General features: G+C 61.5%; 8 protein-coding genes. 2 read left to right on the top strand and 6 right to left on the bottom strand.

Annotation, left to right across the window (positions count from 1 at the left end; translation table 11 throughout):
• Positions 1–63 precede the first annotated feature (63 nt).
• The gene (gene idi / locus K8B33_RS04485) at positions 64–582 is read left to right on the top strand and encodes an isopentenyl-diphosphate Delta-isomerase (protein ID WP_223423785.1); all 519 of its coding nucleotides are present in this window, start codon (positions 64–66) and stop codon (positions 580–582) included.
• Positions 583–1,045: 463 nt separating this feature from the next.
• On the opposite strand, the gene ahpF is transcribed toward idi, so the two are convergent.
• The 5 genes from ahpF to K8B33_RS04460 form a co-directional block, all read right to left on the bottom strand.
• Positions 1,046–2,596: an alkyl hydroperoxide reductase subunit F gene (gene ahpF / locus K8B33_RS04480; RefSeq protein WP_223423783.1), complete on the bottom strand. Its 1,551-nt coding sequence runs from the start codon at positions 2,594–2,596 to the stop codon at positions 1,046–1,048.
• Positions 2,597–2,784: 188 nt separating this feature from the next.
• A complete protein-coding gene (gene ahpC / locus K8B33_RS04475; RefSeq protein WP_223423781.1) occupies positions 2,785–3,348 on the bottom strand; it encodes an alkyl hydroperoxide reductase subunit C in 564 nt (187 codons plus the stop codon).
• Between the two features lie 233 nt (positions 3,349–3,581).
• A complete protein-coding gene (locus K8B33_RS04470; RefSeq protein WP_223423779.1) occupies positions 3,582–4,640 on the bottom strand; it encodes a patatin-like phospholipase family protein in 1,059 nt (352 codons plus the stop codon).
• 36 nt (positions 4,641–4,676) lie between these two features.
• A complete protein-coding gene (gene metG, locus K8B33_RS04465; RefSeq protein ID WP_223423777.1) occupies positions 4,677–6,731 on the bottom strand; it encodes a methionine--tRNA ligase in 2,055 nt (684 codons plus the stop codon).
• Positions 6,732–6,839: 108 nt separating this feature from the next.
• On the bottom strand, positions 6,840–9,797 hold the full coding sequence (locus K8B33_RS04460; protein WP_223423775.1) for a hybrid sensor histidine kinase/response regulator: 2,958 nt from the start codon (positions 9,795–9,797) through the stop codon (positions 6,840–6,842).
• A gap of 211 nt (positions 9,798–10,008) precedes the next feature.
• Here K8B33_RS04460 and K8B33_RS04455 point away from each other — a divergent pair, with 211 nt between their 5' ends.
• Complete coding sequence (locus K8B33_RS04455) at positions 10,009–11,478, top strand: alkaline phosphatase D family protein (RefSeq protein ID WP_223423773.1); 1,470 nt, start codon at positions 10,009–10,011, stop codon at positions 11,476–11,478.
• A gap of 732 nt (positions 11,479–12,210) precedes the next feature.
• Here K8B33_RS04455 and K8B33_RS04450 read toward each other — a convergent pair.
• Positions 12,211–12,513, bottom strand: a complete 303-nt coding sequence (locus K8B33_RS04450; RefSeq protein ID WP_223423770.1) for a DUF2288 domain-containing protein — start codon at positions 12,511–12,513, stop codon at positions 12,211–12,213.
• Positions 12,514–12,523 lie beyond the last annotated feature (10 nt).

Genomic DNA, 12,523 nt, shown 5'->3' with positions numbered 1-12,523 from the left:
TTGCCGTACGTTAACGCATTCTGGTCTGCCTCTATGCCACAAGTTCCCGCCTCACCTTCTGAGTTGGATCACACAGACGTCATTCTGGTGGATGCCGATGATCGCGCTGTGGGCACCATGGCCAAACTGGCCGCGCATGAAAGCGGTCAGTTGCACCGGGCCATTTCGGTTTATCTTTTCAATCAGGCGGGCGAGCTGCTGATACAACGCCGCGCACCGGGCAAGTACCACTGCGGCGGCCAATGGGCCAATACCTGCTGCAGTCATCCGGTGCCGGGGGAGCGTGTGGCGACTGCTGCCAGTCGGCGGTTGCGAGAGGAGATGGGGTTGTCGGTGCCGTTACGGGCGCTGTTCAGCATGATCTACCGAGTGCCGGTGAGCGATGGCCTGGAAGAGCATGAGTATCTGCATGTCTTTGTCGGCCAGTGCGATCAGGATCCTGTGCCGGACCCTGCGGAGGCGGATGCCTGGCAGTTCATCTCGTTGGCCACTCTGCAGCACGACATGCAGGCACAACCGCAACGGTATGCGCCCTGGTTGCATGAGGTATTACCGGCGTTGTTGCGACACATGGATCGCTGACGGTTGAGTGGCGGTTGGCAGATGGTTCCTTTCAGCGGGCTGGTCACCCTCCATCGAGTACGCGTTGAGCCGGGGTATGCCCTTCCGGGACCGCTCAAGCCGTCCCTGGTCGCTCGCGCTTTGGCCCCTTCGGGACCGGCCCACCATCACAGATGGCGTGCGTTCGGCTGCGCGCAAAGCCGTGCTTTGCAAAACGCTTGCCTCACCCCTGGCCAAAGAGGTCCCTTCAGGGCATACCCCGGCTCAACGCTGGCAGTAGATTCAACGCACGGTGGTTATAGCAACTTTCTGGAGGAACACAAGCCTACAGGGACGTATTTACGGCGGGTCCTGAAAAACTGTACCCGCCTCCCGAGGGCCACAACCACCAGACAAAAAAAACCGGAAAGCACTACAACTGAGCGCTTCCCGGCTTTCCACAATGAGCTCTACGGCTCGTCAATCCATCAGGCAATCCGCCAGATCAGCTTCGAATAATGTAGTCAAAGGCGCTCAACGCAGCTTTAGACCCTTCGCCGACAGCGATCACGATCTGCTTGTAGGGCACCGTGGTGACGTCCCCAGCAGCGAACACGCCGGGGATGGATGTTGCGTTGCGATCATCGATGATGATCTCACCGTGACGTGACAACTCCACCGTGCCAGTCAGCCATTCCGTGTTCGGTACCAGACCGATCTGCACGAAGACGCCAGCGAGTTCCACCGTGTGCGCCTCACCGCTGTTGCGATCCTTGTAGACCAGACCGTTGACCTTCTGGCCATCACCGGTGATCTCCGTGGTTTGCGCGCTGACGTGCACCGTCACGTTGGGCAGGCTGTGCAGCTTTTTCTGCAACACGGCATCGGCGCGCAGCTTGTCGTCGAATTCCAGCAGCGTGACGTGCTTGACCAGGCCGGCGAGGTCAATCGCCGCTTCCACGCCGGAGTTGCCACCGCCGATGACGGCAACATGCTTGCCCTTGAAGAGCGGGCCGTCGCAGTGCGGGCAGTAGGCGACGCCTTTGCCTTTGTATTCTTTCTCGCCGGGCACGTTCACTTCGCGCCAGCGAGCGCCGGTGGCGAGGATCAGTGTCTTGGTTTTCAGGCTGGCGCCGGAAGCAAATTGAACTTCATGGGGCGCGCCGTTTTCGCCGGGGATCAGTTTGTTGGCGCGTTGCAGGTTCATGATGTCCACGTCGTAGCTTTTGACGTGTTCCTCGAGTGCCACGGCCAGGTGCGGGCCATCCGTTTCCTGCACGGAAATGAAGTTCTCGATGGAGTTGGTGTCCAGCACCTGGCCGCCGAAGCGTTCTGCGGCGACGCCGGTATTGATGCCTTTGCGGGCGGCGTAGATGGCCGACGCCGCGCCGGCGGGGCCGCCACCGACAACCAGCACGTCGAAGGTGTCTTTGGCGTTGAGCTTTTCCGCTTCGCGTTTGGCGGCGCCGGTATCAATCTTGCCGACAATTTCTTCGATGCTCATGCGGCCCTGACCGAAATGTTCGCCGTTCAGGTAGACGCTGGGCACGGCCATGACCTGACGTTTGTCGACTTCTTCCTGGAACAGGGCGCCGTCGATGGCAATGTGGCGGATGTTCGGGTTCAGTACCGCCATCAGGTTCAGTGCCTGGACGACGTCCGGGCAGTTCTGGCAGGACAGGGAGAAGTAGGTTTCAAAGCTGAAGTCGCCTTCAATGCCCTTGATCTGTGCAATGACATCGTCGCTGACTTTCGGCGGGTAGCCGCCGACCTGCAGCAGTGCCAGTACCAGGGAGGTGAATTCGTGCCCCATGGGGATGCCCGCGAACACCACGCCGGTGTCTTCGCCGGGACGGTTCAGGGCGAAGGACGGTACACGTTGGTCGCTGCCGTCGGTGCGCAACGTGATCTTGTCGGACATCGGTTCGATATCCTGCAGCAGGCCGAGCAGCTCTCGGGATTTCTCGCCGTCGTCGAGTGTTGCGACGATTTCCAGCGGCGAAACGAGGCGCTCCATGTAAGCGTGCAACTGTGTTTTAAGATCCGCGTCCAGCATGTGAGGGGTCTCCACCATCAGGGTCAAAAGCAGTTAAGTGTATTTCAGATACAGCAACGCCCGGGGAAGCCGTCGCAGGGAACAGCCGTGCTGCTTGTGGCGGCAGGGCTACTGCGAGGGGTAAGGCCGACCCGGGCGAATTTTTCACCGCGCTGACGCGATTGCGTCAGCGCGTCTGGTCAACCGACTCAGATCTTGCCAACAAGATCCAGAGAGGGCTTCAGGGTTTTCTCGCCTTCTTTCCACTTGGCCGGGCAGACTTCGCCGGGATGGGCGGCAACGTACAGGGCAGCGCGCACTTTGCGCAGCAGCTCGGTTGCGTCGCGGCCAATGCCGCCGTCGTGCAGTTCGGCAATCTTGATGTGGCCATCCGGGTTGATGACGAAGGTGCCGCGTTCGGCGATGCCGTCAGCTTCGATCAGGACGTCGAAGTTGCGGGACAGGACGTGTGTCGGATCGCCGATCAGCGCGTACTGCACTTTGCTGATCGCATCAGAGGTGTCGTGCCAGGCTTTGTGGGCGAAGTGGGTGTCGGTGGACACGCCGTAGACTTCCACACCCAGCTTCTGGAATTCGTCGTACTGCTCGGCCAGATCTTCCAGTTCGGTCGGGCATACGAATGTGAAGTCGGCCGGGTAGAAGAACACCACGGACCACTTGCCTTTCAGATCGGCGTCAGACACTTCGATGAATTCGCCGTTTTTGAATGCAGTGGCTTTGAACGGCTGGACTTCGGTATTGATCAGCGACATTGAATACTCCTTCGGGGTTGCTGTTTGACTGGTGGTGATCATAGCGTCCTGTCGGCCATCTGTTTAATGCATTGCAGGTATGGCCGTAATAGGCGCTGCTTATCGCTCGGCGCACGCCGGACGAACACAATGAATCAGTGGCAATGTGGGGGCAACAGGCTGATTCACAAGGGATAGGGCCAGATTGCGCTGCTGTTCGTTTATTTATTGATCGTTTATGGCTTTTTGTGCACTCAAGTGGTGCGCAAGTGGTGTGCAAGCCGGTCCCGATCCATCGTCAGCTGGTGGAACTCGTCTGCCAGTTGTTCCGAGCGGGCGATGGTCTCGCCCCAGTAAGCGACTTTCTGTTCGTGGGACATGCGCCCGAAGTCCTTGCGATCCGGAATCTTGCCGTAGGGCAGGGCAGCGATCCAGGCCGGTGACGGGCACACCATGAGCACGTTCTCGTAGTGCTTTGGCCGGGCCCGGCGCCATTTCAGGCTCTTGTCGAACCAGCCGGGGGAGGCGTAGGGGTAGAAGTGCGGATAGAGCACCAGGCCGTCGTCGGTGAACGGGATGTCGAAATGATAATCCGTGATGCCGCCGTCGTAATAAATGCCCGGGCCCGCGCCGGCAATGTCCGGTACGCCACTGAGGACCAGGGGAATGGAGCCGGAGGCCAGTACCGCATCGCGCAAATTGTCGGCCGCCAGCGGCACGCGCCGGGTGGGCAGATCATTGATGTGGTAGAACGGCGGCTGCGCATCGGCGGCATGGAACAGAACCCGCTCGAAGAAGGCCCCGAGGGTGCGCCGGTGTACCGCGTTGGCCAGCGCAGTGACGCCCAGGCTGGCGGCCTGCAAGCCCCGCTGGCGGGCGGTGGTGATGCCCTTGGCGCGGGCCACGACCAGATTCAGCTTGATGTGCGGATTGCCCAGGACCTCCTGCGCTGCATCCGGGTCGGGCAGCACGGCTTGCAGCAGCACTTGCGAGCGTTCCGTGACTTCCGCCACGCTGATACCGCGCGGGTAGGCAATCTCCTGATAGGCGTGAGCGAAGGCCGCCGAGGCGGCGACCGGGTCCTTGCGAGCAAAGCAGGTAAAGCGCCATGCGCCGGCGGAGCTGCCGATCAGGTGCAGGGGCGCGTCGCGGTCGCGAAAGAATTCGCCGAACAGATACTGGTCCAGCTTTGCCAGGGCGAGCCACTTGGGGCCGCCGCTGGCGCCGACCATCACCGAGAAATCGGCTTGTCGCAGGCCGTGTTCAAGCAGGTGGGCCCGGGCTTTCGGGCCAGCTATCAGGCGCAGGTGCATAGCAACGTTTTTCCTTTATGGCTCTAACGTATGACCCTAGCGCACTTCCATGCCCGGCTGTGCGCCGCTGTCCGGGCTCAGCAGGAAGATATCCTCGCCGCCGGGGCCAGCGGCCAGCACCATGCCTTCCGACATGCCGAATTTCATCTTGCGCGGGGCCAGATTGGCGACCACCACGGTCAGGCGGCCTTCGATGTCTTCCGGCGCGTAACGGGCCTTGATGCCAGCGAAGACATTGCGGGTTTCATCGCCCAGATCCAGTGTCAGCTGGAGCAGCTTGTCAGCCCCGTCCACATGGGCCGCCTTGACGATGCGTGCCACCCGCAATTTGACGCGCAGGAAGTCGTCGATGCTGATGGTATCCGGGGTGCTATCCGTAACGGCCGTATTCTGGGCCGGGGTTTTTTTGGCTTTCTTTGCCGGCGCAGGCGGCTCAGCCGCTGCGGTGGTGTCCTTCGAGGCGGCCAGCATGGCATCCACCTGCTTGTTGTCGACGCGGCTGATCATGGCGCTGAAGCGCTCGATCTCATGATCCCGGAGCAGGGTGTCAGCATCGCGCCAGCTCAGCGGTGGGATACGCAAAAACGCTTCGGTCTTTTCCGCCAGCGCTGGCATGACCGGTTTCAGGTACAGCACCAGCAGGCGGAACACGTTCAGCGCGCTGGCGCAGACGGCCAGCACCTTCGCTTCGTTGCCGTCTTCCTTGGCGAGCTTCCAGGGCGCCTGGTCGTTGATGTACTGGTTGGCCTGGTCGGCGAGCATCATGATGTCGCGGATGGCCTTGCCGAACTCCCGCGCTTCATACAAGGCGGCGATACGCGGGGCAGCGGCCTGCACCTCGCGCACCAGCGCTTCGTTATCCAGCTCCGCAGGCAGGCGCCCGCCGAACTTGTGCACGAAGTTGCCGGTGCGGCTGGCGATATTGACGACCTTGCCGACCAGATCCGCATTGACCCGCAATACGAAGTCTTCCAGGTTCAGATCGAAATCATCCACGCCCTTGCCCAGTTTGGCGGCGAAATAATAACGCAGGTATTCCGGGTCCAGATGTTCCAGATAGGTGCTGGCCTTGATGAAGGTCCCGCGGGACTTTGACATCTTGGCGCCGTTGACGGTGACGAAACCGTGCACATGCAGCGCCGTAGGTTTGCGCAACCCGGCGCCTTCGAGCATGGCAGGCCAGAACAGGCCATGGAAATTGACGATGTCCTTGCCGATAAAGTGATGCAGCTCGGTGGTGCTGCCTTCGCGCCAGTACTCGTCGAAGTCCAGCCCGTGCTTGTCGCAGTAATGACGGAAGCTGGCCATGTAGCCCACCGGCGCGTCCATCCAGACGTAAAAGTACTTGCCCGGCCAGCCGGGAATCTCGAAACCGAAGTAGGGGGCTTCGCGGCTGATGTCCCAGGGCTGAAGGCCGGCGTCCACCCATTCGCGCAGCTTGTTGGCCACGCTGGGTTGCAGGGCGTCGCTGTCGAGCCACTCGCGCAGCATGTTCTCGAAGCGCGGCAGATCGAAAAACAGCTGCGTCGTCTGCCGTTCTTCCGGCGTCGCGCCGCTGATGGTGGAGTAAGGCTTGATCAATTCCGCCGGGGTATAGGTGGCGCTGCACACCTCGCAGTTGTCGCCGTACTGGTCTTCTGCGCCGCATTTGGGGCAGGTGCCGCGCACAAAGCGGTCCGCCAGAAACATGCCCTTGACCGGGTCATACAGCTGGGTGATTTCTTTTTCAAGAATGTAGCCGGCATCCCGGTTCAGGGTGTAGACCTGCTCGGCCAGCACCCGGTTTTCGGGGCTGTGGGTGCTGTGATAGTGATCGTAGCGGATGAGAAAGCCATGAAAATCACGCTCATGCTCTGCCTGTACCCGGGCAATCTGCTCTTCCGGGGTGATACCGGTCTCTTCCGCCTTGAGCATGATGGCCGTGCCATGGGCGTCGTCCGCGCAGACGTAGATGCAGTGCTCGCCGCGCATCTTCTGGAAGCGCACCCAGATATCGGTCTGGATATGCTCAAGCATATGGCCCAGATGAATGGAGCCATTGGCGTAGGGCAGGGCACTGGTCACCAGAATCTTGCGTGGCGCGTCGGTCATGGTGCGGCGAATCCGTAGGCTGGAGATGGGCGCCCAATGATAAGGGTCAAGCGCCGGTGGTGCCACCCGCCTGCATCGGCGGGCAATCAGGATGGCGGCCAGGTTGGTTCAGGCGGGCCCGGCAGTGCTCTGGCGGCGGGTCGAGCGCAGGATCGCATCAATGACCTGGTCTCGGGAGACCGGTTTGCTCAGATAGTCGTCGACGCCGGCGTCCCGGGCTTGCTGGATATGGTCGCCGGAGGCATGGGCGCTCAGTGCGATGATCCAGCTGCGGCGCTCCTCTCCTGATTGAGAGCTCGGTTGAGGGCCCGATTGTGTGCCAGCTTGCTTGCCGGGTTGCGCGCCGCGTCGCGGGTCCTCTTGTTCCAGTGCACGAATGGCCCGGGTTGCCTCATAGCCGTCCATGATCGGCATTTCGCAATCCATGAATACGATATGCCAGTGACGGCGGCTGTTCTCGAAAGCCGCCAGCGCCTCCCGGCCGTTACCGACCAGCGTGGCGCGGATGCCGGCGGTCTTGAGAATGCTGTCGATCACCAGCTGATTGACGGCGTTGTCTTCGGCGACCAGTACGTTGAGCTGGCTCAACTCGTCCTGCTCGGCGGCACGCCTTTGCGCACGGCTTGTAGCGTTGGCCCCTGGTGCCGGATTCCGAGATGGCCCGGCGATCTGCCGGGTGAGCATTTCACGCAGGGCTTTTGCGCGAATGGGTGTGTCAATCAGCGGCGCGTCCAGGGGCAGATCATCACCTGCGGCGTCGCCCGCAACGCCAGCCAGAAGCAGAATGCGTGGGCGTGTTTCCGGAGACAGCTGTGCGAGATCATCGCGCAAACGACGATTGATCAGTATGGCATCGAAGGGCTGATGGGCAGCTGCGCGTCTCAAGCGCTCGTTGGCGCTGGCTACGTCGCGACAGTCTTCCACTTCCATGCCCCAGCGCGCTGCCATCTGCGACACGCTGAGACAGAACGGCGGCTCGGGATCGACCACCAGCAAACGCTTGCGCAGCAATGCCGGGACAGCGGTGGGCGCAGTGGCACAGCGACTCTGTACGGTGAACCAGAAAGTCGCCCCCCGGCCGGGGGAGCTGTTGACGCCGATCTCGCCGCCCAGCAGCTGACACAGTCGCTGGCTGATGGTCAGGCCAAGCCCGGCACCGCGCCGGCGCGGTGACGGTACGGTATTCGGGGTGCTGAAATCACGGAACAGCATGCGTTGCTGCGCATCGTTGAGGCCGCTGCCGGTGTCAGAGACTTCGAATTGCAGCAGACAACGTCCGTTGGCGTCCGGCGGCTGACGTAACGCAACATGCAGGGCAATCTGGCCGTGCTCGGTAAACTTGAAGGCATTGCTGAGCAGGTTGGTAATGATCTGTTTTACCCGTACCGGGTCGGTATGAATGATGGCCGGGACACGACTGTCGAGGTAGGTGTACACAGGAATATTGCGCTCCGCAGAGTGCAGGGCGAACAGCGACACGCAGTCATCCACCAGATCTTCAATGCGGACTTCCACCTCCTCCAGCTCGAGCTTGCCAGCTTCGATGCGCGAGTAATCCAGTATGTCGTTGATGACGGTAAGCAAGGAGCGGGTGGCTTCATGAATGGTATCCACATACTGCGACTGCTGGTTGCTCAAGGATGTGCGTTTCAGCAGATCTGTCATGCCGAGCACACCGTTCATTGGTGTGCGTATTTCATGGCTCATGGTGGCCAGGAACTCGCTCTTGGCGTGGTTGCGTGCACCGGCCTTGAACACCTCCATTTCCGCAAGCGCGCGTTCGTGCGCCGCGCCTGAATGCTCGGTCTTGAGCCGGTTGATGCGATAGGCCAGCGCGAACGACAGCAGGACGACCTCGATAAAGACACCTGCCTGGATCAGATACTCGGTGAAATTGTTGCGCGGCACCCAGCCCAGCTTGCTGATCGCCATGGTGGCGGTGCCGAGGATAAAACAGGTCCAGGCGAAGGTGAATATGCGGGCATCGGGGTCGCCTGCTCGCGTGCGCAGGACGCCCACCACCAGAATGGCCACGTCCATGGCCAGAATGGCAAGCACCGACAGGGGAATGATGATGTCTCGCCCGACGAAAGGCGTCAGCAATAGCAAAGCGATACCGAGGCGAACATGGAAGCGTAGCACCCGATGCAGCAGCGGTGCCCGCCGTGGCAAATCAAGAAAGTGTATCGTGAACAGTGGCGGTAATATCACAATCATCGGCAGCAGATACGGGGTGCCGTAGGTACTCAGCAATGGCATCCCTGGCCACAGGAAGCGTTGGGCAAAGCCGTGCAGGACAGCCAGAAACAGGGTGATGGTGAACGACCAGGCGACGTACAGCAGATAGGCTTTTTCCCGAATCGAGATATACAGAAACAGGTTGTAGAGAATCATCACCAGCATGCTGCCGAAGAACAGCCCTTGCAGTAGCAACGTGTTCTGCGCCCGGCGTTCCATCTCCGTGCGTTCCAGGACCGCGATGGGTGCCTGCATGCTGTAGGTCGTGCTGATCCGCAGGAACGCTTCGGCCTGCTCACCCGGGGCAAGCGTGATCGGAAAGGTGGGAAGCTGATACGGGTAAGGGCGCACGTCATAACGCAATGCGTGGCCGGCACGTGCTGTGTCGGTGACGCGGCCGTCCGGGTGACGCAGATAGAAATCCACTTCCCCCACCAGCGCACTGCCGAGCTGCAGCAGCCAGCGTTGCTCGGCTGTCGCCCCGTTGTGCAAGGGCAAACGAAACCAGCAGATGTCACGGGTAAAACCGAAATTGGGGATACGCCGCCCGACCTCCTGCCATGTATGGGCGTCGGGGTGGGCCAGCACGGTTTCCGGCGACAGGTCTTCCTCCGGAGCACAGACATAGGTACTGCGGGAGTGCGCTTCCGTATAAGCCAGCTGCGCCTCGGTGAGCACCATGCCCTGAACGGGGAAGGCGCACAGCATCAACAGCAGCATCGCTGGCAGGGCCAGGCACAACGACCGACCCGGCCGGCTCTGCCATGCCGGTCCCGTGGAGAGCCTGTTTCCCTGGCTCACGACCCACCTGGTGGCCGTGTCAGTCATTCGTTGCATCCCGCCCCCGAATCTGGCCCGAGACTGCACGCGGCGGAGCGCCGGCAGTCTTGGTACTTTATTCCTATCCGTTTATGGTAGCGGGCGGCGGGTCCGGCCACAAATCCTTTCAGACGCGCCTTCACGTCCCCGGTGGCGTCGTGCAGCCATATGGCGCTATCGTGCCAGGGGGATTGAAGAAGGCTGAAGGGGAGTGACAGCTGTGAGGGTACAGGGATTTTCAGTAGGGCCGATTGTCGGCGAATGCGGTACCACCCGGGTGCGAATTTTCGGGCGTGCCGCCATGGCGGCGGTCACTGAGCCGCGCAAGGCGATGTGGGGGCGGATTCAGTGGCGACCTCGCGACCAGTCGCACTGGAGCGCACCGCGCCCGTTCCGCCTGAATGCCAATTTTGACGGCAGCGGCATCGTTGTTCTCACCGACCTCCAGCCGGGGTGTGAATACGTCTACCGCGCAGGCTGGGTCAGCGACCCGCAGGCGCCGGACACTGCACTCGACTGGCAGCAGGCCAGCGAGGGCAGCTTCCGCACCGCGCCCGCAGATCCGCAAGCCCCGGTCAGTTTCCTGTTCGGCTCCTGCAGCTACCGCTTCTTCGACCTGGGCGGGCGCCTCTCTGACGACCGCGCAGACAAGACCTTTGCGGCAATGCAGGCAAACCAGGCACGTGAAGGCGCCGCCGATTTCGTCCTGTTCTGCGGCGACCAGATCTATGCCGATCCCCTCAATCGCCTTGGCGCGATCAGCTCCGAAGAGTCGTACCTGCAACGTTACCGTACCGCGTTCGGCCAACCCGCCATGCGCAGCCTGATGGCGCGCACACCGACCTACATGATCCTCGATGACCACGAAATCGAGGACAACTGGCCGGCCTCGGCCTCAGCGCGAGACTGGGTGGAAAAATTCCCTGCCGCTATCAAGGCCTACCAGATCTACCAGGCCTCCCACAGCCCGGCCATGCCACTGGGGCCGGAAGGGCTGTACCTCGACCAGGACCCGGACCATCTCTGGTACCACTTCAGCCACGGCTGCATGGACATGTTTGTCATGGATGTGCGCACAGAGCGACAGTTGGCGGGCAGCCCGGCACAGCGCTGGATGATCTCCCCCGAACAGGAACAGGCACTCGCGGACTGGCTGCTGCAATCCCCGGAGCGGGTCAAATTGATCGTCTCGCCGGTAGTGCTGTTCCCCGACAACCGGCCGCTGTTTCGTGGCGGGGATGCCTGGGAGGGTTTCGTGCATCAGCGTACCCGCATTCTGGAGATCATCCGCCGCCACAAACTGCCCCGGGTGGCCTTCGTCTCCGGAGATGTCCATGCCTCTCTGGTGGCCGCCCTGACCTGCAGCGGCCGCCGCGCACCGCTGGCGCACAGCCTGGTCAGCTCCGGCCTGTTCTGGCCCGCAGCGCTGCTGCCATTTCGCTGGTACGCGCCGATGATCCAGCGCCAGGGCAGGTTGGCAACCAGCAGCGTCTGGTCACGCATGCTGGCGCGCATTGCGGGGCTGTCGTTGTCTCGCTACAAGGTATCTCTGCTCAGCGGTGTCTACAGCCGCGATGCCTTTGCGCGGGTCACGGTAACGCCGGAGGGATTCGAGTTCTGTCTCTACGACCGGCGTGGTGATCCGTTGCCTGCAATGACGGTGCGGCGCTCCTGGCTGGCGCCGGAGTAGCCAATGGCTGGCGGGATTTGTCGGTAATGGCTTACAAGAATTGTCGGCAATGTCCTGCATGCGGGTCGTCTTTGAGGGGCTATGCTTTGTCTCACTCAAGGATGAGTAAGCGAACACGGAAGTTCCACTTCATCGACCACGGGGTTATTGACCACCCCGAACAAAACAGCCTGAAACAATTGCCCGCGACCCAGCGGGCTTTTTTTGTCCATCTCGCATTGGCGGGAAAGGGGAGTGGTGTTTTCCATTCTTTGTTGGTTGGGTGGTTATGGCCCTCGGGGGGCGGGAAAGGTTTTCAGGACACGCCGTGGACCCATCCCTAGGGGCTTGGTTTCGGCATCCTGCCTCAAACAGTCCTGAAAACCTTTCCCGCCCCCCGAGGGCCGTCACGCCCAGCCTGGTTAACAGCTCCCAGCCAACTGGCGGTTTTGTTCCTCCAGAAAGTTGAGACAAGCCACCAGACTTCAAATCTCCTGCCAGCGTTGAGCCGGGGTATGCCCTGTAGGGACCTCTTTGGCCAGGGGTGAGGCAAGCGTTTTGCAAAGCACAGCTTTGCGCGCAGCCGAACGCACGCCATCTGTGATGGCGGGCCGGTCCCGAAGGGGCCAAAGCGCGAGCGCCCAGGGATGGCTTGAGCGGTCCCGGAAGGGCATACCCCGGCTCAACGCGCACTCGCTGGAGGGTGACCAACTCGACCAACAGACTCCTCGCCTGCCGGGTAGACGACAAACTTCAGTGCGTGGTGACAGCCTGCACAAGCACCCACGGGGCGATCACGACGGCCCAGACTTCCTGCTCCGCAGCCAGCCACTCGGCACACAGGTCATCACTGACCCGCGCCACACGATCATCCTGCATCCAGGCCTGTACCTGCGCCCGGTTGTCCTCCGCGAATGCCGTGGCGACACTGACCAGATCCAGACCGGGATCAATCGTGATGGTCTGGCCGCGCGCGAAGAAAGGTTGCAGCTCGTGCCAGGGGATACGAGCGGTTTCCTGATTCAGGCGGGTACTGAGATTGTCGATCTCGCTCATCACGGCTTCC

Source organism: Alcanivorax limicola (assembly GCF_019931215.1).
Taxonomy (GTDB): Bacteria; Pseudomonadota; Gammaproteobacteria; order Pseudomonadales; family Alcanivoracaceae; genus Isoalcanivorax; species Isoalcanivorax limicola.
This window is presented reverse-complemented; position numbering and strand designations above follow the sequence as displayed.